The organism is Corynebacterium appendicis CIP 107643 (assembly GCF_030408415.1).
Classification (GTDB): Bacteria; Actinomycetota; Actinomycetes; order Mycobacteriales; family Mycobacteriaceae; genus Corynebacterium; species Corynebacterium appendicis.
Genome location: NZ_CP046976.1, coordinates 625,312 through 648,898 on the forward strand (window position 1 = coordinate 625,312; position 23,587 = coordinate 648,898).

Here is a 23,587-nt window from a genome sequence, read left to right on the forward strand (position 1 = left end):
GGGGCTTAAGCACTCCTTCCGCGCGAGCGGGTGAAGATCAGGAACACGAAGAACGGTACGCCGACAAGGGCGGTGATGATACCCAGCGGAATAGCCACGCCAGGAATGATCGACAGCGACACGGCGTACGCGAGGCTCATGAGCATGGCGCCGGCCGCGGCCGCGCCGGGGAGGAAGAATTTCTGGTCCTCGCCGACGATCATGCGTGCGATGTGCGGGCCGACCAGGCCGATGAAACCGATGATGCCGGTGAATGCGACGGATGCGGCGGCTAGCAGTGAGGCGACGATGAGGGTGGTCACGCGGAGGCGCTGCACGTTGATGCCAAGAGCCGCCGCGCGGTCGTCGCCGAGGCGCAGCGCGGTGAGGCGCCATGAGTTGACCACGCAGAAGGGGATCGCCAGCGCGAGCACGATGGCGATCACGATATTCGCGGTCCAGGACGCGCGCTGCATGGAGCCCATCGTCCAGAACACGATCTGCTGGAGCGCCTCGTTGCTCGCCACGTACTGCAACAGCGAAAGGACCGCCTGGAAGAAGAAGGACAAGGCGATGCCAAGCAGGATCATCGATTCCGCGCTCGCCCCGCGCCAGATCGCCGCGCCCGCGATGATAAGCACCGCGAACAGGGCGGACAGCGCTGCGGTGAGCGCGAGGTTGAGCTGCGCATTCAGGATGATGGTCCAGCCCATCACGATGGACACTGCCGCGCCGAGCGCCGCCGCAGCCGAAATGCCCAGCGTGAACGGCTCCGCCAGCGGATTGTCCAGGATCGTCTGCATTTGTGCGCCGGACAGCCCTAGCGACGCGCCGACGAGCACCGCCATCACCGCCGCCGGGAGGCGGAGGGTGCGCACGACGGTCTCAGTCTGCTGGTCGACGGAATCGGGGGAGAAGACGGCGCGGAAGACGTCGCTGAGCGAAAGCTCGATGGGCCCAACGACCACCGCGACGAGGAAGCTCGCGATCGCACCGAGGACAAGGAGCGCAATCGCGATTGCTTTACGACGGCCGCGGCGACGGTAACTTTCAATCGCACGGTCCGGCGAATCCTTCTCGTAGTCGGTCTCGGGCGCTACGCGTGTGGTCACTGAGCTCTTTTCTTATCGCTTATTCGGCTTCGTATCCGTCGAGGAAGAAGGTGCCGCTGTAGTCGATCGGCATCCACTCGGCGTTGAAGTCCTCGAAGTCCTTCGCCGGGTCTAGGTCCCCGAATTCCTCCGGGTGGAGCCACTTGGCGAATGCCTCGAGAGCGAACACGTTGTACGGGCTGTCGTAGAACTGATGGTAGACGGCGAAGAAATCACCTTCCTTAGGGGCCGTCAGTTGTTCCATGCCCGGGCCGTGGAGCGGGCCGCCGAAGGACTCGCGCGCCGCCGCCTCGTCAGCCTGGTATCCCAGCTCAACATGGCTGAATGCGTCGGCCTTCTGCGGGTCGCGCGCCCACTCGCCGCCGGTGACGATCAGCTTGTCCGGGTTGACCTCGACGAGCTTCTCCGGCGTGATCTCCGTTTCGTCGGTGCCCAGGATCTCCGGTCCGACATTGTGGCCGCCTGCCGCGTCGACGAGCTTGCCCAGGTTGGCGTCGCCTGCGATTGTGCAGCAGTCCATGAATCCGGCTGCCATCCACACCACGGTTTTGGGCTTCTCCGTGATCGCGCCGACGCGGTCGGTGATGTCGCCCGCCTTCTCGGACCAGAACTTGTTGTAGCTCTCCGCGCGGTCCGACGCACCGAAAATATCGCCGAAGAGCTTCATGGACACCTCAGTGTTGTTCAGGGGGTCCTGGCGGAAGTCGGTGAAGACGTACTTCAGGCCGACGGCGTCCATGTCGGACAAGAAACCGTTCTGCTCGGCGACCTTCTTCTGGTCCAGCGTCATCATGACGACATCCGGCTTCTGCGCTAGTAGGTTCTCCACGGTCGCGTCGCCCTTCTGAAGGGAACCGATCTGCGGCAGGTCCTTGCCCTCCGGGAATTTCTCCAGGATTTTGTCGCGCATCGCAGGCGCCGCCTTTTCGAAGTCGTCGCCGTACGCCACGACCTTGTCGAACGGGTTGTCCTGCAGGATAGAGGTGGCGAAGATGCCGCGTCCCTCAGCCAACAGGATGCGCTCGGGCTGTTTGTCGAAATCGACGGTGCGGCCCGCCGCGTCGGTAACGGTCAGAACTGCCTCACCATTTTTCTCGTCCCCGTTGGAACCTGCGGCGTCACCGCCGCTGGAATCGGAGGAGCAGCCGGCGAGCCCCAGCACTGCGATGAACGAAAACAGCAGTGCTGCGAGTGTGCGTGGAAACTTCACGATCCACCTTTCAATACAAGTAAGCCTATGCTTAGTTTCAGGTAACCCTTCGCATGGTAAGGCATGCCTAATTAGAAAACAAGATTGTGCCCTAATTCGGATTGTGGGGCGATTTCCTCGGCCAATGGGTTTTGGGTAACTCCTGCACGCAAGGGGGGGCTGGCGCGGCTCTAGGACGTCTTCGCCGGGGTACGAGCAGTTCAGGCCGTTTCTTTCATGCCGTGAACGCGGTGCGGTAACGTAGCTTCTCGTTGCCCTAGTAGCTCAGTGGATAGAGCACGGCTCTCCTAAAGCCGGTGTCGGAGGTTCGATTCCTCTCTGGGGCGCTTTGACAACGCAGGACGTGCCAACCGGTGAGGACGAGGGTGCGACGTGGCGGTGAACTTGGGCGTGAACCACAAAAGCACGCGGTGTTCACGCTGGTCCTGGTCTCGGTGCTGATGGCGGTCTCTACCGTGATGGTTGGGCCTCGTCCGACGAGGCGCTGGCGGAGGCGATCGCCGACGACCCGATCGGCGCGCTCGCCGTGGTACTTCCTACCTGGGTGCTCGTGCCGTTTTTGATCACCGCGGTGCTCGCGCTGGTCTCCGGCGCGGTGCTTGGCATCTACTCCTCGGGCCTGACGCTTTTGACTTTGGGTATTAACATCCCGCGCCCCGCGGCCGCCGCGATCGACGGCGTCATTCTCACCCTCGGCACCATCTGGGTGGTTTTCTTCGCGCAAAGCTTCCTCGGGCCGTTCCAATCCTTCCTGATCACGCTCGGGGTGCCGTTGGCCAGCTGGGCGGGCATCCTCATCGCGGACATCTACTCGCGCACGCAGGATTATGATGAGCCCGCGCTTTATCGCGTCGAAGGCCGCTACGGTGCCGTCGACTGGATCTCTATTGGGATCTTGGTGGTCTCCTCGGTGATTGGCTGGGGCCTGGTGGCCAACCTGTTCGCCGAAGAAGCCGCTTGGAACAACTGGCAGGGCTACCTCCTACCACTGGTTGGCGAGCACTGGGCGGACGCGAACCTCGGCGTGCTCGTCGCGCTCGTGTTCTCCTTTGTTGTGGCGTGGTTTGCGCGCCGGGGCCGCATCCGCCGGTAGGAGGGGAGCGTGGCATAGTGCGCTCAGGCCAGCGCCCCATGCTTATCCACGACCCCTTCGGAGCGCACACCACCAGCGCAATACACAACAACCTCGTCGCCGGGCGAGAACTGCGCAAGCGTCCTCGATACCGCTTCCGGGTTTTGCTCCACCTCGCTGAGCGGGAGGTTTATCCCCGGCACGGGCAGATCCGCGACTGCCTTCTCGTGCGGTTCACGGACGTCGATAGAGGGTAGGCGGTGGGCCGTGAGGGCGTCGAAAAGCGCTTGCCCCTCATGGCTTGCGGAACACGCCTCGGTGTAGGTGCCCAAGTGCGTGGCGAGCTCGCGCCACGGGTCGCGGGTGACGGTGAAGCGGCGCATCGTGGCGGAAAGGACGTCGTACATGTGCAGCCTGCCCACCTTTACCTCGCCGACGCCGGAGAGGTACTTCACCGCCTCGGTGGACATGAGCGAGCCGACCACCGAGGTGGTCACGCCGAGCACGCCGTCGGTGGCGCAATCCGGCACGGAATCCGCGTCCGGCTGGGGGGGTAGAGGTCCCGCAAGCCCACACCGTCCGCGGGCGCGCTGGGGCCGGAGTGCCACAGGGCGATGTCGCCGCTGTAGCGCAGCACCGAACCCCATAGAAGCGGCGTGCCGGTGACCTCCGCGGCGTCGGCGGCGAGGAATTTGGTGGCGAAGGTGTCGGAGCCATCGATGAATAAATCGATGCCCTCGAGCGCCTCGATGAAGTTGTCGGTGCTGAGCCGGTCGCGTACGGCCGTGACCTGGATGTCCGGCTGCAGCTCGAGCAGACGCTCGGCGGCCACGTCGACCTTCCTGCGGCCCACATCGGAAGCGCCGAAGAGGATCTGACGGTGGATGTTGGTCAGATCGACCGTGTCGTCGTCCCACACTGTGATGTAGCCAACACTCGTGGCCTCGAGCGTCTGCATGACGGGACAGCCCAACCCGCCCGCACCGATGACCAGCACGTGGGCCTCGTGCAGGCGCTGTTGCTGTTCCGGCCCGAAGCCAGGCAGGTTCATCTCGCGTGCGGTGCGTTTAAGTTCTCGCTCGGGCAGCACGCTACAGCACCTCGTCGGCCCAGCTGGCCAGCCCGTCGAAGGCGGAGGATGCCACGGCGTGCTCGCGCCTCGGAATCCGCCCCGCGGCGAGCACCAGTCTGCCAGCCTCCACCGCGTGCCGCATGGCCTGCGCCATCGCCACCGGGTCTTGGCAGCGGTTCACCGCGCTCGCAAGCAGCACGCCCGAGCAGCCCAGCTCCATGGCGAGCGATGCGTCGGAGGCGGTGCCCACGCAGTCGTCGATAAGCACCTTCGTATCGGGATTTGCCTCATGGGCAGCGTGTGCGACGTCGCGGGCGAGCGTGTACAGGTCACGCGCGCTGATCGGTTTGGAACGCACCTGAATGACGCCGGCGCCACCAGCTGCGGCCGCGCGGGCGCGCTCAACCACGTCGGGGCCTTGGCCGGTGACAAAGTAGCAGCGCAGATCGAGTTCGGGTGTGCTCATATGCCGGTTAATCACGCAGGGCCTCAATCAGGTCGTCTTTGGACATCTCGGAGCGGCCCTCGATGCCGAGCTCCTGGGCGCGGTCGTACAGCTCCGTTTTCGTCCACTCCTCGTACGCGTCCGCTTCGCCACCGCGCTTGCCCAATGCGGAACTCCCGTCGCGTGCCGCCGCATTAGCGATTGCCGCCGCCTTGGACTTGGAATTGCCCTCGGCGAGAAGCGCTTCGTAGAGCTCTGGATCCTTGATTGGGTCAGCCATAACGCTAAGACTATGGGCCTGTAGCAGATCTCGCCGATTGCATAGTTTTTGAGCCTATTAATTAGCGAATTTTTTTAGGCATATCCGTGAAAAGTTTTAGCAGTACGATCAGTGTGTTTTCTCGGGTAAAAGGGGGGTTTAACCCCCTAAAGGGGCTAGCGAAAATTTATAAGTCGCCCGTTAAAAATCATCAACACGATGAATAAGTGCATAATATGCAACAGATCTACTGTGGCCGAGCTTACAATTTGCTAAAAATTGTCTACGAATTAACATGGGTAACATGTCAAATATCGCAACACCAGCCAGGGCTGCGAAGCGGCAGCCCCCGCCAATCAAGCCCGTCTCTCATGGTAGGGCTGTCGCAGTCCTCGCTCTGGGCACTGCCTTCCTCGCCGCGACACCGCTTTTGGTGAAGGCCGCGAACATGGACCCTGCAACGCAGGCGTTCCTTCGTGTCTTCATCGGCTTCCTCTGCCTCCTGCCGTTCGGCATTATGGAGATTAAAAAGAAGGAAGGCCTGGCCCGCAAGGGCATCATCTACTCGGTGATCTCCGGTCTCTTCCTGGGTATCGACTTCACTGCATGGAACTACTCCATTTTCTACATCGGCGCCGGCGTGGCCGCGATTCTGCTTAACCTGCAGGTCATCATCGTGCCGATGCTTACCGCCATTTTTGATAAGTACAAGATTCCGCCGGTCTTCCTGGTGCTTGTGCCCATCATGGCCGTCGGCGTGCTTCTCACGGGTGGCGTGTTCGAACCGTCCGAGGCAACCGGCCCGGACACGATCTACGGCATCAAGACCGCAACCCTGGGTACGGCCTTCGGCCTGACCTCCGGTGTGTGCTACTCGTTCTACCTGTACTTCTCCCGCAAGGCCGGCACCTCGGCCCGCAAGGATCTCTACATCCAGCCGATGATGTACACGGCTGCGGCACAGATGGTTGCGCCGACCATCGTTGCTTACACCGTTTCCGCCCGCGGCGGCTTCGACTTCAAGAACGGCGTGCTTGTCGACGGCGTCCTCCCGGCAGTCAACCCGGAGACCGCACTCGGCGACCCGCTGACCGCCTGGAACTGGATCGCCCTGATCCTGCTGGCCACCTTCGGTCAGGCTCTTGCATGGACCTTCGTCCAGTACGGCACCGTCTGGCTTGACCCGACGCTGTCCGCAGGTATCCTCCTGCTCTCCCCGGTGACCTCCGTCATCATCGCTGCACCGTTGTTCGGCGAGGTTCCGTCTGTCCTGCAGATCATCGGTGTCCTGATGATTTTGGCTACGGTGGCTTACCAGAACGGTTTGTTCTCCATTCTGATGGGCAAGAGGAAGAAACCGGACGAAGAAAACCCGGACGAAATGTTGGACGAACAGTTGCAGCGAGAAGGGTTAGCGCCTGGGCACTCGCCTGACGATGTCCCAGACAACCCGAAAAAGCATCACCACTAAGTCCGAAATTGCGTCCCCGGCCCTTCACTCACTGGGGGCGTAACGGCAGATATATAGGAGAAAGCATGAACCTCACCCAGCGTGAACAAGAAAAGCTGCTCATCGTGGTGGCAGCCGACGTTGCTCGTCGCCGCAAGGAACGCGGCCTGAAGCTGAACCACCCTGAGGCTGTAGCACTGATCACCGATTTCCTGCTCGAGGGCGCCCGCGACGGCAAGACCGTGGCTCAACTCATGAGCGAGGGTGTAGAGGTCCTCACCCGCGATGACGTCATGGAAGGCGTCCCGGAGATGATCTCTGACGTCCAGGTCGAGGCAACGTTCCCGGATGGAACGAAGCTGGTCACAGTTCACAACCCCATCCGCTAACTCTGAAAGGTTTAAGGATCGCATCATGATTCCTGGCGAGTACTTCATTTCCGACGGTGAACCAATCACCGTGAACGCGGACCGCGAAGCAGTCACCATCGAGGTGACCAACCGCGGCGACCGCCCGGTGCAGGTCGGTTCCCACTTCCACTTTGCAGAAGCAAACTCCGAGCTTGAGTTCGACCGCGAAGCAGCGCGTGGCAAGCGTCTGGACATTCCCGCAGGCACCGCGGTTCGTCTCGAGCCTGGCGATACCAGGACCGTCGACCTGATTGACTTCGGCGGCGAACGCCAAGTCTTCGGCTTCAACAGCCAAATCAACGGCGCACTGGACAATTAAGAGTAAGAGAGGGACACAACACTATGGCATTTCAAATGGATCGCCGTCAGTACGCCGAGCTTTACGGCCCCGCCGAGGGCGACGGCGTGCGACTGGCAGACACCAACCTGGTCGCTCGCGTCGAGCGCAACATCCCCAAGCCGGGTGAGGAAGTCACCTTCGGCGGCGGCAAGGTCATCCGCGACGGCATGGGCCAGAACAGCCGTGTGACCGGTAACCAGCAGATACCGGACGTGGTCATCACCGGTCCGCTAATCATTGACTACACCGGTATTTACGTCGCTGACATTGCGATCAAGGACGGCCGCATTCTCAAGATCGGTGCTGCAGGAAACCCGGATATTCAGGACGACATCGACATCACTATCGGCGTGGGCACCGAGGTTATCGCTGGTGAGGGAAAGATTGTCACCGCGGGTGCAGTGGATACCCACATCCATTTCATCTCCCCGGGGCAGGTCGAGGCCGCACTGGACAACGGCACCACCACGCTCATCGGCGGCGGCGTTGGCCCGGCTGAGTCCACCAACGCAACCACGGTTACCTCCGGTGCGACGAACATCCGCCGCATGATCGAGGCGACCAAGGACTTCGCCGTCAACGTCGGCTTCCTGGGCAAGGGCCACGCATCTGACGTCAACCCGCTGCGCGACCAGATTCTTGGCGGCGCAATCGGCCTGAAGATCCACGAGGACTGGGGCGCGACCGCGAACACCATCGACACCGCGCTTAACCTTGCGGACGAGGCTGACATCCAGGTCGCCATTCACACCGACACCCTCAACGAGGGCGGCTTTGTGGAGGACACCCGTGCAGCCATCGGCGATCGCGTCATCCACACCTTCCACACCGAAGGTGCCGGCGGCGGCCACGCTCCGGACATCATCGAGGTAGCCAGCATGCCGAATGTGCTGCCGGCGTCCACCAACCCGACGCTGCCGTACACGGTGAACACCCTGGACGAGCACCTCGACATGATTATGGTGTGCCACCACCTCAACCCGGACCTGCCGGAGGACGTCGCCTTCGCAGACTCCCGCATTCGTCGCGAGACCATCGCGGCCGAGGACGTCCTGCACGACCTAGGCGCACTGTCGATCACGTCTTCCGACTCCCAGGCCATGGGCCGCGTCGGCGAGGTCACCCTGCGCACCTGGCAGGTTGCTCACCGCATGAAGGAGCAGTTCGGTCCGCTCGAAGGCGACTCTGAGAACAACGACAACAACCGCATCAAGCGCTACATTGCCAAGTACACTATTAACCCGGCGATCGCTCAGGGTGTTTCCCACGTTGTCGGCTCGGTGGAAGAAGGCAAGCTTGCGGACCTCGTCGTCTGGAACCCGAAGAACTTCGGTGTCAAGCCGGACACCGTGCTGAAGAGCGGCTTCATCGTCCGCTCGATCATGGGTGATTCCAACGCGTCCATCCCGACCCCGCAGCCGCGCACCATGCGTTACTCCTTCGGTGCACTCGGCCGCGCTGCAGAGCGCACTTCTGTGACGTTCCTGCCGACGCTCGCGATCGAGGCTGGCCTGCCCGAGTCCCTGAACATTGGCCGTAAGTTTGTTGAGGCCAAGGGCATGCGGAACATCTCCAAGAAGGATATGAAGCACAACGACGCCATGCCGGACATCAAGGTCGATCCGGAGACCTACGAGCTGACTGTGGATGGCAAGAAGATCACGTCTGAGCCGGCAGAGGTTCTGCCGATGGCGCAGAGGTACTTCCTGTTCTAAGCCCGATGTAGAAAGGAGAGCGGAGGGGCGAATCAGCCGCTCCGCTCTCGACCTTTTTGGAAAGGAGTGGAATTTGCTCATCACCAAAATTCTGGGCAATGTCAACGACACACCGGATGGCGCCAGGGCAACCGACTCGGTTGTCTTTGACAACGAGAGCCGCGTCAAGCGCGTTCAACGGGTTGTCACCGAGGCGGGCAGCGATCTCGGCCTGCGCCTGGACAGCGAATTCAAGGAACTGAAAGACGGCGACATTCTGTACCGCGATGGCGATGCCGTGATCGTCGCAAAGATCGCTCCCGTGGACGTGCTTGTGATCAAGCCGCGCACGATCAAGGAGGCACTGCTAGTGGGCCACACCCTGGGCAACCGCCACCTGCAGGCGCAGTTCTTCGATGCGTCGAGCGTCTTCGGCGCCGAATGCATGGTTGTCCGTTACGACCACACAGTTGAGCACACGCTCGAGCACCTCGAAGTCGACTTCGATCGCGGCGAGCACGTGATGCCGAGGCCTTTCCGTCATGCAGAGCACACACACTAAGCCGAACTCGGACCTCGTCGTCTGGCACATCACTGACTCGGCGCTGCCCACCGGCGCGTTCGCGCACTCGGCGGGTATGGAGACGTTTATCCAGGACGGTGAGATCGATGATCCCGAATCGTTCTCCGTCTGGCTGCGGGATTACCTCTACCAGGCCACGTTTGGCGAGGCGCTGTCCGCGCGTTTCGCAGCCCGGCTGGGTGCAAAGGATCTACCGCTCGAGGAGGCAGCCGAGCAGCTGCATGAACTCGACGCGCTGACGCACGCCACCCAGACACCGAAACAGCTTCGCGTGTCCATGAACTCCATGGGCCGGCGCATGTCTAAGGTCGCGCGCATCGTGGACCCCGAAAACGCGCTGGTGGAAGAGTACGATGGGGGGCTGAAGGAGCGTCGCTACAAGGGCAACCCGGGCATCGCCGCAGGGCTGCTGCTGGGGGCTGCGGGTGTCGACGAGCACACCGCAGTGCGCGCGTACCTCATGCAGATGGCCACGTCCATGGTGCAAAACGCGATTCGTGCGATCCCGCTCGGGCAGGATGCGGGCCAGCGGATCCTGGTTGAAATCTATCCCTACATCGACGCGTTTGCAGAAGTGACGCTGAAACATGACTGGCACGACTTGGGTGTCACAGCCCCGCGTCTGGAGCAGGCGCAGATGGCGCACGAGCATCTGCGCTCGCGCATGTTCATGTCTTAAACACCAACAGAAAGGAACGTAACAATGAGTGTTGTCAAAGTCGGGATTGGTGGACCTGTCGGCGCCGGTAAGACGGCGCTGATCGAGCGCATCACTCGCGCGCTCGAAGGCGAGGTCTCCATGGCCGCGATCACTAACGACATTTACACCACCGAGGACGCGAAGATTCTCGCCCGCGACGGCGTGCTTCCGGAGGACCGCATCATCGGTGTGGAAACCGGCGGCTGCCCGCACACCGCGATTCGTGAGGACACCTCGATGAACGAGGCAGCCTACGAGGAACTTCTTTCGCGCCACCCGGATCTGGAGATGGTGTTCGTGGAGTCCGGCGGCGATAACCTGTCGGCAACGTTCTCGCCGGAACTGGTGGACTTCTCCATCTACATCATCGACGTTGCCCAGGGTGAGAAGATCCCGCGCAAGGCAGGCCAGGGCATGATCAAGTCCGACCTGTTCGTGATCAACAAAACCGACCTCGCGCCGCACGTCGGTGCGGACCTTCAGGTGATGGAGGACGATTCCAAGGTCTTCCGCGGCGACAAGCCGTTCGTGCTGACGAACCTGCGTACCGACGAAGGCTTGGACGGCGTGATCAAGTGGATCCGTCACGATGTTTTGATGCAGGACCTCGCAAGCTAATGCTCCGGGACGACATCGCGACAATCCAGGACGCGGAGGAGCAGGGCTTCACCGGTGTGCTGAACCTGGGGATTGGCGAAAGCGGCGGCCGTTCGATCGCTCGCCGCCAGTACCACGCAGGTGCACTGAAGATCATCCGCCCGCACTACCTCGACGACACCGGCCAGGTGTACTACACCATTGTCAACCCGGGTGGCGGCTATGTCGGCGGCGACGGTTACTACCAACGGTTTGCGCTCGAGCCGGGGGCTTCCGCCGTCATTACTGACCAGTCCGCTACCAAGGTCTACCGCACCCCGGGCGGCCACGTGTATCAGCGCATGGCGTTCGAGGTCGAGGCCGGCGGCGTCTTGGAGTACGTGCCCGATCAGCTCATCTTGTACAGGGATGCCGATTTCCGGCAGGACACAGTGGTCAAGCTCGCCAAAGACGCGTCGTTTTTCATGTCCGAAATTGTCACGCCGGGGTGGTCGCCGGATAAGTCGATCTTCGGCTACGAGCACATGCACCTGCGCACGCAGGTTGAGATCGACGGCGAACTCGCACTCGTGGACAACCTGCGCATCGACCCGAGCTCGACCGTGCACCCGGTCTCAAGCATGGGATTTATGGGTAGCTACACCCACGTGGCTAGCGCGATCTGCTTTGATCCGCAGATTACTGACGCAACTCTGGACGCCGTACGCGACGCTCTGCCGAGCGACAACGGCGCCGAGAGTTCGATTACCGCTACAGATGAGCCGGGATTTGTCCTGCGCGCGGTAGGAAACCGCACTGAGGATCTCATGGCGACGGTTTTGGCGGCAGTGAACACGGTCCGCTCCCAGTTCCGCGGCCAGGGCCAGCTGAAGCTGCGCCAGTACTAGTGCTTGTGTGTTGCACCGATCCAGTGCAACACCGTATGCACCTGCTCATCCGCGATGGCGTAGTAGATACTGCGGCCGTCGCGGATCGAGCGCACCACCCCCGTTTTCTCCATCGCGCGAAGTGCGGCGGAAGTGGTCGCCATCTTCGTGCCGGTGAGGTCGGATAGCTCCGATACGGCCAATTGCTCCGGCCCGGCGAAATGGATTGCGCTGAGCAGCGCGAGACGCGTCGGGTCGGACAGCGTTTTAAATACCGGTGTCCAGGCCAGGATGTTTACGTCGTGTTCCCAATCTTCCACGCGTTATACTACCTCCGCAGGCGCGGTTGCTCCGTTGACAACCAGGGTCGGGGTGCCGTTGCGGCGCTCGAGTACAGCATCAATCCCGAACACCTCGTTGAGTAGGCTGGGTGTGAGCACGTCGAGGGGGTTTCCCTCCGCAACGGTTGCTCCGTTGTGGAGCACGATCAATCTATCGCAGTACTGCGCCGCCAAGGCGAGGTCGTGCAACGCGATACCGACGCTGAACCCCTCGTCCACAGTGATGGACTTCAACATCCCGAGTAGCGCGTGCTGGTGATGGAGGTCGAGGTGGTTCGTGGGTTCGTCGAGAAGCATGTGCTGCGCGCCTTGGGCGAACGCGCGGGCGGTCATCGCACGCTGCACCTGGCCGCCGGATAGCGCGGTGACGGGGCGGTCCGCGAGGTCGCTCAACCCCGCGTTGTGCAACGCGAAGTCCACGGCCTGCGCGTCGGCGCTGCTCGGTTTCCAGAACAACCCGCTGCCGGCGGAGCGTCCCATCTCGACCAGCTGGCGCACGGAGATCGCAGGCGGGGTACCGGCCGACTGCGCCACGTACGACAGCAGACGCACACGCTCGCGGTGGCTGTAGGAGGTAAACGTTTGGCCGTTGTAGCGCACCTCGCCCTCGAAGTCGGTTACTCCGGCGAGAGACTTGAGCAGCGTCGATTTCCCGGAACCGTTGGGGCCGACTAGCCCGGTCAAAGTGGCGTCGGGGATGTGCGCGTCGATGTCAAGGCGGAAATCGTCGTACGCGGCGAGAACACGAGCGTCAATCACAGCTTGGTCCTTTTTAAGATGACGAAGAAGAGCGGGACGCCGATCAAGGCGGTGATCACACCTACCGGCAGTTCCTGCGGAGCGAATAGCACGCGCGCAATCGCGTCTGCGACGACGAGGAAAATCGCGCCAACGATTGCGGAGACCGGGATGAGGCTGCGGTGCAGAGGGCCGATGAGCATGCGCACGGCGTGCGGGACGATCAGGCCGATAAAGCCGATGGCGCCGACGGATGCGACCGTCGCGGCCGTGAGCAGCGATACCGCGATAAGGACGGTGTAGCGCACGCGGACGACGGGAACGCCCATGGTGGATGCGGTTTCGTCGCCAAGCGACAGCGCGTCGAGGTAGCGCGACATCAGCCACAACAGCGTCACCCCGATTGCGCCCACGACCACGACAGCGACGAGTGTGTTCCAGCGGGCTGCGGAGAGCATGCCGAGCAGCCAGAACATGATGCCGCGGGTGGATTCAGCGTTGCCAGACGCCGTGACGACGAGCGAGGTGACGGACTCGAAAAGATATCCCACCAGCACGCCGGTGAGGACCACACGCGTGGCGTCGGCGGCGGTGTTTTTCAACAGCAGCATCAACAGGCTGAAGGAGAGTAGCGCGCCTATCGACGCACCCGCGACGATGCCCCACTGGAAGGTGGAGAAAATGATCGCCACCACGGCGCCGGTAGAAGCGCCGGAGGAGATGCCGAGCAGGTACGGGTCAGCCAGGTCGTTGTGCGTGATGGCCTGCATCGCCACACCGCACACCGCCAAGATCGCCCCAACGCACGCGGCCATGAGCACCCGCGGCAGGCGCAGATCCGTCAGCACTGAACGTTGCAGCGCGGAGAGCTCGTCGAGATGGAACAGGGAAATACCGCTCGAGCCGAGCGGCAGGGAAAGCAGGATCGCTGCGACGAGCACGAGTGCCGCCACGGCGCCGAGAATCTTCGGGTTGCGCACTTAATTGTCCGCAATCCCGGACGTGATCGCGTCGGACATGGCCTGAACCGCCTGGTAGGAGCGCGCGGACGCGGAGGTGGCTACGCCCGGCACGACGATGTAGCGCTCCTTTTTCACAGCTTGCATTTCGCGGGTGCCTGGGTTGTTCTCCAGATCGGTCACCTTCTCCTGCCAGGTATCGCCGGGCTCGCCGCGAACCGGCAAGTCCGCGATGACGATAACGTCCGGATCCGCCTGTGCGACCTCCTCCCAGGACACCTGGGGCCACTCTTCCTTGACGTCCTCGAACACGTTGGTCATGTTTACGGCGCGCCCCATTTCGGTGACGATGGACGGCCCGCCCGCCACGTACGGCGCGCCCCCGAGGGAGGAGTACAGGAGCATGAAGGTAGTGCCGTCGGGTGCCTGCTGAGCCTTGTCTAGCGTGTCTCGCTGCTGCTCAATGAGTTCTGCGACCTTGTCCTCGTGACCGAAAAGCTGGCCCAGTTCGGTCAGGTCTCGCTCGATGAGCTCGAAGGAGTTCTTGCCTGCGTTTTCGCCGTAGTCGCTGCATTCCGTGTTGGTGAGGTAGGTGGCCACGCCGGCCTTCTGCCATTCCTCGCGCGTGCCGGCGGAATCGGCGGTCCACACCAGTTCAAACGGGGAGTAGATGAAGTCCGCGTCAGCCGCACGGATCTGCTCCGCGGTGGGGATTTGGTCTGCGATCGCCTTTGGTTTGGGTAGGCCGTCGGGCGGGTTGTCCTTCTGGTGGCCGACGCCCGCGATCTGCTCGCTCGCGCCGAGCATCAGCAACGTGTCGGAGGCGCCTTGCTCCAGCGCCACCGCGCGCTGCACTGGGGTGTCCACGTGGATTTCAACACCGCAGTTATCCAGCGTGGCGGAGTTCTGTGTGGTCGTATCCTGTGCCGCTGTTTCGGAGCCATCTTCCGTGGTGCTACAGGACGCCGCTAAGAGCGCGGTAGCAATTGGGGCGACGACAAGTGCCTTCTTCACGTAGACTCCTTCAAATAATCAATCGATTATTTGAATGTAGCAGCTGCGTGCGCCGGAATCACATTCCAGGGGGATCTACACGGTCATCGGGCCAGCGCGCATGGGGTGGCCGAGCGGCTCGATGTGCACGAACGTCTCTGCACCGCCCAGCGCCGTGGCGACGCCTGTCTCCACCTCGTCGGCCCGATCATGCGAGCGCGCCACCGTACACTCGCCGGGCAGCTCCCGGTCCGCTTCAGCGATGGTGTCCACGTCCGGCTCACCGGTGGCCATCGCTGCCTCAGCCGCGTCGAGCAGCCGCTGCAGGCGGGGAACGTTGAGCTGGTACGCACCGTCGTGTTCCGGGCCTTCCACGGGTTGGATCCAGCCCGTGGCGGTGAAGATGAACAAGCGGATTTCCAGCATGTTTGCCTCCAAACCGAGTGTGTCCTTCGGATCTCCCAGGTGTGGCACGTAACCCCCTGCGGGCCGTGAAGTGCCCCGGGTTTTGGTCCTAGGCATGTGCCTTGGTTTCCTTTATTTCTTTATCGGGGTGGTGTCCCCAAAATTCGGCTTCGACTTCAGCCGGGGTGCGGTAGTGCAAGCTCTGGTGGAGCCGTGATGAGAGTGTCCGATCCCGAGGTCGTCGGCGAGGTCCACCGCTTCCTCGTCGTAAGTGTCCAGGTAGTACAGCTCGTAGGTGTCGAATCGCATGGGTCCCCCTCGGTGTCGTGCGGCAGCCCCCTGCTGCCGCCTATCTGCGACAGTAAAGGGCCCACCCGCCGCGCTCAAGCGTTAGCGCGCACACGTCAATGCGCATCCGTGGCGGAACCGGGAAAGGGGATAGGCTTGCCGTCATGGATGAACAGGCAAAGCTCGAGCGCATCTTCAACTACCGATTCGGCGACATTTACAGCAACTACCTGGCGAAAGTGGAGCGCAAAGGGCACTCCCGCGAGGAGCTCGACGACGTTTTGGGCTGGTTCACCGGCCTCGACGCGGTGGCGCTGCAGCAGGCCGCAGACGCAGAGCTGACGCTGCGCGATTTTTTCGGCACCGTCACGCTCACCACCCACGCCGAGCTGATCACCGGCAAGGTGTGCGGGGTGCGCGTCGAGGAGGTTGACGACGATCTCATGCGCTCCATCCGCCAAATGGATCTGCTTGTCGACGAGCTGGCCCGCGGCAAGAAGATCGCCAACATCAAACGCGGCTAGCGCATGTCGCGCAGCACCTCGAATGCCCGGCGAACCAGGGCTCGCCCCGCATCGGGGTCGCGGGGCTCGGGCAGCGCGAGGTACGCCTTGACCGCGGTAGCCCCCGCGATGCCGTACGCGTGGAGCAGCACCTCGGCGTCAAACGGCGTGGCCCCGGGGGTGCGGCGCCGGACGCTCGCCACGAGCGGCTCCGCGATTTCCCGCACGGTCTCCTCCGCAGGCGGCGAGGCGGCATCTGCGCGGGCTCGGTCCCCAAGGAGCACCAGTGTGGAGGCGGAGTAAAGCTCGAAGCCGTCCTCATTGAGCGCGTCGATGATGATCGCCTCGATCGCCTGCGCCGCGGAAAGCTCCGCCGGCAGCGAGGCAAGCTGCTCGGCGATGGTGGAGAACACCTTGCGCAGGAATTCCTCCAGCGCCTCGTCGATGTCCGCGAAGTAATTGTGGAAGGTCCTGGTAGACACGCCTGCGCGCTCCGAGACTCGTGCGACGGTGGTGGCGGCCGTGCCCTCTTCAAGCAGCAAGGTCGCGGTTGCCTCCGAGATCGCGCACCGGGTCGCCGCCTTTTTCTCTTCGCGCAGACTCATGACTACACCGTAACTGGCTCGGTCGTCTGCGAATGCCCGCGGTGGAGCTTCTCCCCCTCGATGTCCAGGTTCGGCAGCGCCTTATCGAGCCAACCCGGAATCTTCCAGGCGCGGTCGCCCAGCAGGTACATGGTGGCGGGGATGAGCGTCATGCGCACCACGAATGCGTCGATGAGCACGCCGGCTGCGAGTGCGAAGCCCATGGCTTTGATGAACGGCTCGTCCATGAGGACGAACGCGGCGAACACCGAGATCATGATCAGCGCGGCCGCGGTGACCACGCGGGCACCGTGCTTGTAGCCGTTGGCCACCGCGTTGCCGGCGGACTTGCCGCGGGAGACGTAGCCTTCGCGCATACGCGTGACCAGGAACACTTGGTAATCCATGGCCAGGCCGAAGGTCAGGCCGATGAGCATGATGGGCAAGAAGGACAACAGCGGCTGCGGGTCTTCGATGAGCCCGAACATGCCCTCCTGGAAGATCGCCACGGTCACGCCGAACGTCGCTGCCATGGACAGGCCGAAGCCCAGCGCGGCGAGCAGCGGCACCCAGAACGAGCGGAACACCAGCATGAGCACGATGAACGCGAGCCCCAGGACGATCGCGATGTACGGAACGAGCACGTCGGAAAGCATCTGCGAGATGTCGTCGAAGATTGGCGTGATGCCGGTGATGCCGAACGTGGCGCCGGTTTCGTCCTCGAACGGCTGCTTGAACTCGCGCAGGCGCCCCAACGTGTCGGTGGTGGCTTGGTCGGTGGCGCCGGAATCCGGCGTGATCAGGATTTGGGCGGCGTCGAAGTTGTCCGTGGTGCGCACGATCTGCGCGTTGACCACGCCTTCGGTGCCGGTGAAATCCTGCAGCAGCGTTTGGTAGGAGCCCATCCGGTCCTGCTCGGCCACGTCAGCCGCGTCCACGTACGCGATCATTGGCGCGTTGCGGCCGGGGCCGAAGGCGTCGTTCACGATCTCGTACGCCTCTCGCTGCGGGGAGCCGAGCTTCGCGGTGCCGTCGGTCGGCATAGCCAAGCGCAGGTTCGCGGCGGGGATGGCGAGGATGCCAAGCAGCACGACACCGGCGATGAGGTTCAGCCACGGACGCGCGCGGATCTGGCGTGCCCACAGCAGGCCCATGGTCGGCTTGTCGTCCTCCGGGTCGGGGACCCTCGGGCCGGGAATGCGGATAGCGAATGCCCGGGTGCCCAGCAAACCAAGCAGCGAGGGGAGGAAGGTGAGCGCAACAGGCACGGCGATCGCGACCGTCGCAGCCGCGGCAAGCGCCATGGTGGCCAGGAACGGAATGCGGATGATTGACAAGGCGGCGAGCGCGATGAGCACCGTCGTGCCCGCGAAGACCACAGAGCCGCCCGCTGTGCCGAGCGCCATCCCCATGGCGTGGGCACGCTGCTCCTTGTCCATCTTCTTCAATGCCTGCGCCAGTTCCTTCGGCGACAGGTTGTTCAGGCCGGAGGTGGAGATCAGCTCATTGCGGAAGCGGGCCAGGATGAACAGGGAGTAGTCGATGCCCACGGCGAGGCCGATCATGGACGCGAGCGTCGGCGTTATGTCGGAGATCGCATCGGTGAACAGCGTGCCCATCTGCACACCGAGGATGCCCACGCCCACGCCGATGACGGCGGCAATCAGCGGCAGGCCAGCAGCGACCAGGGAGCCGAAGGTGACCAGCAGCACGATCGCGGCGACGGCCATGCCGATGAGCTCCGAGGTCCCGTCCATTTCGCCGGCACCGCTGAACGCGTTGCCGTTGTATTTAACGGTGAGATCGGTGGCGTCGTAACGCTCGAGGATGCTTTCGACTTCGCCGAGGGTCTCCTCGGGGATGTCCATGATGTTGTCCTCGGTGAACGTGACGGACACGGTTCCGGTGCGCCCGTCGGGGCTCAGCGGCGACAGCGCAGCGAGGTCAGCGTCGATCTGCTCCTGCGGCATGCCCTGCGCGGCCTTGGCTTCGCTCATTTGCTGCGCCATGCCAGCGGCGGCGAGTACGGGGTTGACAATCGCCTCGGGCTCACGGAAGTCGCCGGTGGCCTTGAGTTCGTCGAGCATGGCATCGACCTCGGCCATCACCTGCGGGTCTTCGAGCGTTGTCCCTTCCGGTGCCTGGATCACGACGGTGCCGCTGGGCACGCTCATCGCGTCCTCGTCGCTGCCGAAGCGCTCGTTCATCTCCTCCTGCGTCACGGTGGAGTCCATGTCCGGCATGGAGAACGTCGGGCTGGGGGATTTTGCAAAGTTCACGGCGCCGAAGCCGAGGGCGCCTAAAAGGATCAGCCAGACGGCCAAAAACGGCCACACTTTTTTGTAGGACCAGCTGCCTAGCCGATAGAGAAATTCAGACATGTTGCACACAATATGCAAAGTTGCATAACGCGTGCAACATTTCGCGAATGAAAAAAGGGAGGTGGGGCGCCTCCCTGGAAGCGTCTGCGACGCGGCGGTGCCGAATTAGAGCAGCACCGAAACGCCGCGCACGGTGGAATCCCACAGTCCGATCACGGAAAAGCTGAGGTCAGAAAGTGAATCCTGCCAAGATGCCGGCAAGAAGTTGTTGGTGATGTCGGTGGGCATCATGCTCACCCCGATCATCGGCGTGATGGATTGGAAATACGCCCAAGAACACATCAATTGGGGCACCCTGGTCGTCTTCGCCGCCGGGATCTCGCTGGGTAAGTTCCTGCTGGACACGGGCGCGGCGACCTGGCTGTCGGAGGCTACGTTCGGCGCCATCGGCCTCGCGTCCATGCCGATCATCGCCACGATCGCGCTGGTGAGCCTGTTTAACATCCTCATCCACTTGGGGTTCTACTCGCGCCGGTGCATCCAGGCGCCGCCGCGGTCCAACAGCGGCGCGGCCTGGCGTCTGCAGATGCGACGGTGGACCGACCGCGAAGGCGAGGAAATCCCGGACGGCTGATCAGCTCAGGGCCGGTAGGATGGCGCCATGGCACTTATTGATCCCCGCACAAAGTACCCCTCCGATTTCCCCTCCGAGCCGCGCCAGGACAACCCCGGCCTTGATACCAAGATGGCAACCGCGCCCGATCTGGGCCAAGACTCCTACGTAGGCTCCGGCAAGCTCGAGGGTCGTCGCGCCCTGATCACCGGCGGCGACTCCGGCATCGGTGCCGCCACCGCCATCGCGTTCGCCCGTGAGGGCGCGGACGTGGCCATCTCCTATCTGCCGGAAGAGCAGGAAGACGCAGACCGCATTGTGAAGCTCATCGAGGACGCCGGCCGCAAGGCCGTTTCCATCCCCGGCGACCTGAAGGAGCTGGACAACTGCGTGGCCGCGGTAGAAAAGACCGTCGAGGGCCTCGGCGGCATTGACCTTCTAGTCAACAACGCTTCGCGCCAGGTGTGGAACGACGGGTTGCTAGGCGTCTCCGATGAGGACTTCGACGCAACTATGAGGACCAACCTGTACTCCGCGTTCCGCGTGACCAAAGAGGCGGTCAAGCACATGGAGCCGGGTTCCTCCATCATCTTCTCTACCTCCATCCAGGCGTACAGCCCGTCCAAGGAGCTGCTGGATTACGCGATGACCAAGGCCGCCTTCAACAACCTTGCCAAGGGCCTCTCTGGCGAGCTGCTGGCATCCAAGGGCATCCGCGTCAACGCCGTCGCGCCGGGTCCGATCTGGACCGTGATTCAGCCGGCGGAGGGCCAGCCGGAAGAGGTCGTGGACAACTTCGCGCAGGCCTCCGACATCGGCCGTCCGGGCCAGCCTGCGGAGCTCGCCGGCGCGTATGTCTTCCTCGCCTCGGAGGCCGCCTCTTACATTTCCGGCGAGACGCTCGCAGTTACCGGTGGCGCGCTGACGCCGTAGCGGTTGAACACTGTTCAAAAACGGCTATGAACAGTGTCGGGCGGTGCTAGGGTCCTCTCCCATGGACCCTAGCGAAATTGCCGAAATCGACGCTGCCTACATCTGGCACCCATACGCGGAGCCGGGGTAGTTCACATACCCCGTTGAAAGCGCGTCCGGCCCGCGCGTCATACTCCACGACGGCCGCGTGCTCATCGACGCGATGTCGTCTTGGTGGTCCGCCATCCACGGCCACCGCAACGCGCGGCTCGTCGGGGCGGCTGAAGCGCAGCTGGCGAAAATGAGCCACGTCATGTTCGGCGGCCTCACCAATAAACGGCAGCGCTGCTGAGCAAGCGGCTGCTCGACATCACCGGCGCCGAGTACTGGGGCCACCTGCCGGAAGGCTGCGAGCGTCTGGACCAGCAGCGGTTCGCGGAGGCGGCCTGGGGTGCGATCGGGGCGCCAATTTTTTGGGTCAATTCAACCCCAGCACATCGAGGGCTTTTGGAGTCAGAGCGAGCTCCAAAGGGCGTTTCTTCACAGCGACGACAAGACCGCTTTTCTGGAGTTCCGTCACGTGATCGCGAACGGTATCCCAGGAACGGTTGAGATATTCCTGCAAGTCTCTTGCTGCCACCGTTGCATCGGGGTCGAAGAGCTTGGCTTGGCCAAGAATGAAGAGAATCTGGCTTTGGTTTTCGGGTAGTTCTACTTTCGCTGCGTTCTCGCGAAGCGAATTCAGCAATGCCAGTTTTTCCGAAAGGGACTTCTCGAGCTGCTCTTGAGCGTCGCTCAAAATCGCGAGCATTTCGAGCAGGAAGAAGGTTCCTTCGCCTCGATTGAGAGGTGCCTCTGTCTCCTCGAACGCTTTGTAGTATTTGGAGCGCTGGATGGAAAACTGGTGCGACACTGACATTGCAGTGGGGGCGGACAGCGCCTTAATCAGAGCGAAAGCCAAGAGGAAGCGGCCGATGCGGCCGTTTCCGTCGTAGAACGGGTGAGTGTATTCGAACATGAAGTGCCCCATGAAAGCATTCACCAAGCGGTGGTTGTCCGCGATTTGCGTAGCAAGGAAGGTTTCGAGTCTCGCGGTGATGGTCAAGTCCCGTGTAGTGGTGTAGCCGTCTAGCTTTCGGCTCGGTATGTAGTTCGGGGTTGTGGTTAGGCGGTTAGCTGGTGATGGTCGCCATGATCATCTCCTGAGTGGTGCATGAGTTGTTTGGTGTGTTCGAGTGCGGACAGTGACATGTAGCGTTTTTGCTGGATCCAGTCGTCGTGCTGCTCGGCTAGGACAGCGCCGACGAGCCGGATGATGGATTCGCGGTTCGGGAAGATGCCGACGACGTCGGTGCGCCGGCGGATCTCCCGGTTTAACCTTTCGGTGGGGTTGTTTGACCAGACTTTCGTCCAGACTGGTTTCGGGGCTGCGGTAAACGCCAACACCTCATCGAGGGATTCCTCTAGATAGGCAGCGACCTGCGGGAATTTCGGTTCCAACAGGTCAACTACCTCGCGGGCTTGTCCCCAGGTGGATGCGGCATCGGGTTGCTGGAAGATTGTCTGGAACATCGCCGAGACCATCGGCCATTGTGTTTTCGGGACTTTCTCGTAGAGGTTTTTCGCAAAGTGGGTGCGGCACCGCTGCCAGGATGCATCAGGCAGTACTTCGGAGATGGCGTGCTGGATGCCTTCGTGGGCGTCACTGGTGACCAAATAGACACCACGCAGCCCGCGGGCTTTTAGATCTTGGAAGAAGCCTTTCCACGATGCGTTGGATTCCGCGGTGGCGACATGCATGCCGAGCATTTCGCGGTAGCCGTCGGCGTTGACCCCGGTGGCAAGCAGTACGGAGCATTTGACCACCCGGCCGCCTTCACGGACTTTGATCGTGAGCGCGTCGCACGACAGGTAGGCGTACCCGCCGGGATCGAGTGGGCGGTTTTTGAAATCTGTGACCATCTCGTCGAGTTCTTCCGACATGCGCGAGACGTGAGATTTCGACATATTGGCAATCCCAAGTGTTGCCACCAGGTCATTCATCCTGCGGGTGGAAACCCCTTTGAGGTAGCAGGTCGCGATCACAGTCGATAAGGCGCGTTCGGCCCGTGAGCGGCGCTCTAACAGCCAGTCCGGGAAGAACGCTCCGTGGCGCAGTTTCGGCACCGCCACATCGATGGTGCCGACACGGGTGTCAAGGTCGCGGTGGCGGTAGCCGTTGCGGTGGTTGACCCGCTCGGCAGAAGCGACACCGTATTCGGCGCCGCAGACGGTGTCGGCTTGGGCGGAGAGGATCTGGTTGATAAACCCTTGCAGCATCTGCCGCATCAGATCCGGGGAGGCCTGTGCCAGCAGATCGTCCAGATAGGTTGCAGGGTCGATAGAATGCGGAGCAGCGGTCATCGTCATGTGCCTTTCGGTGAGATGTGGTAGTTGAGTCGAAAGGTTACTGATGATGGCCGCCCCTATATCTGCCAGGGCCCACCATCAGCAAGCGTTACACCACACTAAGGGACGCAACCCGCGGTGATTTCGGCTTCGTCCGTCGGGGCGGCATGAATCTCTTTTTGCCCATCGTGAACCGAAACTGAGTGGGCACGGAATAACTGGCCGTCAGGCCTGTCGCTATCTGCAATCTCGTCGGCCAGGAGTTCGTCGTAAAGCGAGCGAAGCGCTTGTGGTGACTGGGGGAAGGCCCGTGCATCTTCCCGGGGAAAGAGCAGAGATGCGTACAAGACCGCCATTTCACGGAATCGCTTGTGCGCGGTTGTCCGTGGTTGCTTCAGTGCTTCGGCGATTTCCTGGCGAGTGGAGCGAATGCCTTCGATGCTGTTCGTTGCCTTGATCTCTTCGATGAGGAGGCCGCTTAAGGTAGTGGCTCTTGGCGGCATCGGGAAGTGATGCCCCCTTGAGGGCGATCTGCAGTTCGTTGCTCCATACCCGCTCAATCGCTTCCACGACCTCGTTCGTATGCACGACAAACAAGGGGTGGGACGCCCACGTTGAAGTCCCAGGTGACCGTTGCGGGCGAGGAAAGACGTAGCTCGTGCTGCTCCTTTGCGATTTTTTCACCGTGTTGATGGCTGTGGAAGACCTGTTTTAGCTGCTTGTAAGGGCTCATGTTGCGAACTTCCCTGGTGG

Annotated in this window: 27 protein-coding genes, 1 tRNA gene and 2 pseudogenes; 14 read left to right on the top strand and 16 right to left on the bottom strand. The window is 62.3% G+C overall.

Annotation, left to right across the window (positions count from 1 at the left end; translation table 11 throughout):
• Positions 1-5 precede the first annotated feature (5 nt).
• Together CAPP_RS03155 and CAPP_RS03160 are read right to left on the bottom strand one after the other, a co-directional pair.
• Positions 6-1,091 carry a FecCD family ABC transporter permease gene (locus CAPP_RS03155; RefSeq protein ID WP_084560660.1) on the bottom strand — a complete coding sequence of 362 codons (1,086 nt, stop codon included), beginning with the start codon at positions 1,089-1,091 and terminating at the stop codon, positions 6-8.
• A 19-nt stretch (positions 1,092-1,110) separates the two neighbouring features.
• Positions 1,111-2,301, bottom strand: coding sequence for an ABC transporter substrate-binding protein (locus CAPP_RS03160; RefSeq protein WP_076599741.1), 1,191 nt, complete (start codon positions 2,299-2,301; stop codon positions 1,111-1,113).
• 253 nt (positions 2,302-2,554) lie between these two features.
• On the opposite strand from CAPP_RS03160, the gene CAPP_RS03165 reads away from it, so the two are divergent.
• Both CAPP_RS03165 and CAPP_RS03170 read left to right on the top strand, forming a co-directional pair.
• Positions 2,555-2,627: transfer RNA gene (locus CAPP_RS03165), tRNA-Arg, on the top strand.
• A gap of 224 nt (positions 2,628-2,851) precedes the next feature.
• On the top strand, positions 2,852-3,394 hold the full coding sequence (locus CAPP_RS03170) for a purine-cytosine permease family protein (RefSeq protein WP_290173246.1): 543 nt from the start codon (positions 2,852-2,854) through the stop codon (positions 3,392-3,394).
• Between the two features lie 23 nt (positions 3,395-3,417).
• Here the strand turns inward: CAPP_RS03170 and CAPP_RS11280 are convergent.
• The 3 genes and pseudogenes from CAPP_RS11280 to CAPP_RS03185 form a co-directional block, all read right to left on the bottom strand.
• A pseudogene (locus tag CAPP_RS11280) lies at positions 3,418-4,424 on the bottom strand (ThiF family adenylyltransferase).
• Between the two features lie 40 nt (positions 4,425-4,464).
• Positions 4,465-4,911, bottom strand: coding sequence for a thiamine phosphate synthase (locus CAPP_RS03180; RefSeq protein WP_076599740.1), 447 nt, complete (start codon positions 4,909-4,911; stop codon positions 4,465-4,467).
• 7 nt (positions 4,912-4,918) lie between these two features.
• The gene (locus CAPP_RS03185; RefSeq protein WP_076599739.1) at positions 4,919-5,170 is read right to left on the bottom strand and encodes a DUF7218 family protein; all 252 of its coding nucleotides are present in this window, start codon (positions 5,168-5,170) and stop codon (positions 4,919-4,921) included.
• A gap of 283 nt (positions 5,171-5,453) precedes the next feature.
• Here CAPP_RS03185 and CAPP_RS03190 point away from each other — a divergent pair, with 283 nt between their 5' ends.
• The 8 genes from CAPP_RS03190 (at position 5,454) to CAPP_RS03225 (ending at position 11,810) form a co-directional block, all read left to right on the top strand.
• Positions 5,454-6,620, top strand: coding sequence for a DMT family transporter (locus CAPP_RS03190; RefSeq protein ID WP_143313920.1), 1,167 nt, complete (start codon positions 5,454-5,456; stop codon positions 6,618-6,620).
• 65 nt (positions 6,621-6,685) lie between these two features.
• Positions 6,686-6,988 (top strand): urease subunit gamma, encoded by a 303-nt coding sequence (locus CAPP_RS03195; protein ID WP_076599737.1) that lies wholly within the window; start codon positions 6,686-6,688, stop codon positions 6,986-6,988.
• Between the two features lie 25 nt (positions 6,989-7,013).
• Positions 7,014-7,328 carry an urease subunit beta gene (locus tag CAPP_RS03200; RefSeq protein WP_076599736.1) on the top strand — a complete coding sequence of 105 codons (315 nt, stop codon included), beginning with the start codon at positions 7,014-7,016 and terminating at the stop codon, positions 7,326-7,328.
• Positions 7,329-7,351: 23 nt separating this feature from the next.
• A complete protein-coding gene (gene ureC / locus CAPP_RS03205) occupies positions 7,352-9,064 on the top strand; it encodes an urease subunit alpha (RefSeq protein WP_076599735.1) in 1,713 nt (570 codons plus the stop codon).
• 73 nt (positions 9,065-9,137) lie between these two features.
• Positions 9,138-9,605 carry an urease accessory protein UreE gene (ureE, locus tag CAPP_RS03210; RefSeq protein WP_290173253.1) on the top strand — a complete coding sequence of 156 codons (468 nt, stop codon included), beginning with the start codon at positions 9,138-9,140 and terminating at the stop codon, positions 9,603-9,605.
• Positions 9,586-10,305 carry an urease accessory protein UreF gene (locus tag CAPP_RS03215; RefSeq protein WP_076599733.1) on the top strand — a complete coding sequence of 240 codons (720 nt, stop codon included), beginning with the start codon at positions 9,586-9,588 and terminating at the stop codon, positions 10,303-10,305. The genes ureE and CAPP_RS03215 overlap by 20 nt, the downstream gene beginning before the upstream one ends.
• 24 nt (positions 10,306-10,329) lie before the next feature.
• The gene (gene ureG / locus CAPP_RS03220; protein WP_076599732.1) at positions 10,330-10,944 is read left to right on the top strand and encodes an urease accessory protein UreG; all 615 of its coding nucleotides are present in this window, start codon (positions 10,330-10,332) and stop codon (positions 10,942-10,944) included.
• Positions 10,944-11,810 (top strand): urease accessory protein UreD, encoded by an 867-nt coding sequence (locus tag CAPP_RS03225; RefSeq protein ID WP_076599731.1) that lies wholly within the window; start codon positions 10,944-10,946, stop codon positions 11,808-11,810. Before ureG ends, CAPP_RS03225 begins: the two co-directional genes overlap by 1 nt.
• On the opposite strand, the gene CAPP_RS03230 is transcribed toward CAPP_RS03225, so the two are convergent.
• The 6 genes from CAPP_RS03230 to CAPP_RS03255 form a co-directional block, all read right to left on the bottom strand.
• Entirely contained in the window at positions 11,807-12,109 is a 303-nt protein-coding gene (locus CAPP_RS03230) for an ArsR/SmtB family transcription factor (RefSeq protein WP_076599730.1), read from the bottom strand. The genes CAPP_RS03225 and CAPP_RS03230 overlap by 4 nt on opposite strands.
• Positions 12,110-12,112: 3 nt before the next feature.
• Entirely contained in the window at positions 12,113-12,889 is a 777-nt protein-coding gene (locus CAPP_RS03235; protein WP_234958973.1) for an ABC transporter ATP-binding protein, read from the bottom strand.
• On the bottom strand, positions 12,886-13,848 hold the full coding sequence (locus tag CAPP_RS03240; RefSeq protein ID WP_076599729.1) for a FecCD family ABC transporter permease: 963 nt from the start codon (positions 13,846-13,848) through the stop codon (positions 12,886-12,888). Before CAPP_RS03240 ends, CAPP_RS03235 begins: the two co-directional genes overlap by 4 nt.
• Positions 13,849-14,841, bottom strand: coding sequence for an ABC transporter substrate-binding protein (locus tag CAPP_RS03245; protein ID WP_076599728.1), 993 nt, complete (start codon positions 14,839-14,841; stop codon positions 13,849-13,851).
• 75 nt (positions 14,842-14,916) lie between these two features.
• Positions 14,917-15,246: a cation transporter dimerization domain-containing protein gene (locus CAPP_RS03250; protein WP_143313919.1), complete on the bottom strand. Its 330-nt coding sequence runs from the start codon at positions 15,244-15,246 to the stop codon at positions 14,917-14,919.
• Between the two features lie 111 nt (positions 15,247-15,357).
• Positions 15,358-15,534: a hypothetical protein gene (locus CAPP_RS03255; RefSeq protein ID WP_159437743.1), complete on the bottom strand. Its 177-nt coding sequence runs from the start codon at positions 15,532-15,534 to the stop codon at positions 15,358-15,360.
• A gap of 143 nt (positions 15,535-15,677) precedes the next feature.
• On the opposite strand from CAPP_RS03255, the gene CAPP_RS03260 reads away from it, so the two are divergent.
• Positions 15,678-16,037, top strand: coding sequence for a DUF2200 family protein (locus CAPP_RS03260; RefSeq protein ID WP_076599726.1), 360 nt, complete (start codon positions 15,678-15,680; stop codon positions 16,035-16,037).
• Here CAPP_RS03260 and CAPP_RS03265 read toward each other — a convergent pair.
• Both CAPP_RS03265 and CAPP_RS03270 read right to left on the bottom strand, forming a co-directional pair.
• Entirely contained in the window at positions 16,034-16,621 is a 588-nt protein-coding gene (locus tag CAPP_RS03265; protein WP_084560658.1) for a TetR/AcrR family transcriptional regulator, read from the bottom strand. The two genes, CAPP_RS03260 and CAPP_RS03265, sit on opposite strands and share 4 nt — an antisense overlap.
• A gap of 2 nt (positions 16,622-16,623) precedes the next feature.
• Complete coding sequence (locus tag CAPP_RS03270) at positions 16,624-18,981, bottom strand: MMPL family transporter (RefSeq protein ID WP_076599725.1); 2,358 nt, start codon at positions 18,979-18,981, stop codon at positions 16,624-16,626.
• A gap of 214 nt (positions 18,982-19,195) precedes the next feature.
• Here CAPP_RS03270 and CAPP_RS03275 point away from each other — a divergent pair, with 214 nt between their 5' ends.
• The 3 genes and pseudogenes from CAPP_RS03275 to CAPP_RS03285 form a co-directional block, all read left to right on the top strand.
• A complete protein-coding gene (locus tag CAPP_RS03275; RefSeq protein ID WP_234958971.1) occupies positions 19,196-19,555 on the top strand; it encodes an anion permease in 360 nt (119 codons plus the stop codon).
• 27 nt (positions 19,556-19,582) lie between these two features.
• Complete coding sequence (locus CAPP_RS03280) at positions 19,583-20,467, top strand: SDR family oxidoreductase (RefSeq protein ID WP_076599724.1); 885 nt, start codon at positions 19,583-19,585, stop codon at positions 20,465-20,467.
• Between the two features lie 148 nt (positions 20,468-20,615).
• Positions 20,616-20,798, top strand: a pseudogene (locus CAPP_RS03285) (aminotransferase class III-fold pyridoxal phosphate-dependent enzyme); the annotation flags it as partial.
• A 126-nt stretch (positions 20,799-20,924) separates the two neighbouring features.
• On the opposite strand, the gene CAPP_RS03290 reads toward CAPP_RS03285, so the two are convergent.
• The 3 genes from CAPP_RS03290 to CAPP_RS03300 form a co-directional block, all read right to left on the bottom strand.
• A complete protein-coding gene (locus CAPP_RS03290; protein WP_076599723.1) occupies positions 20,925-21,551 on the bottom strand; it encodes a Fic family protein in 627 nt (208 codons plus the stop codon).
• 59 nt (positions 21,552-21,610) lie between these two features.
• A complete protein-coding gene (locus CAPP_RS03295; RefSeq protein WP_290173263.1) occupies positions 21,611-22,849 on the bottom strand; it encodes an IS256 family transposase in 1,239 nt (412 codons plus the stop codon).
• 104 nt (positions 22,850-22,953) lie between these two features.
• Positions 22,954-23,337, bottom strand: coding sequence for a hypothetical protein (locus CAPP_RS03300; RefSeq protein ID WP_076599253.1), 384 nt, complete (start codon positions 23,335-23,337; stop codon positions 22,954-22,956).
• Between the last annotated feature and the right edge of the window lie 250 nt (positions 23,338-23,587).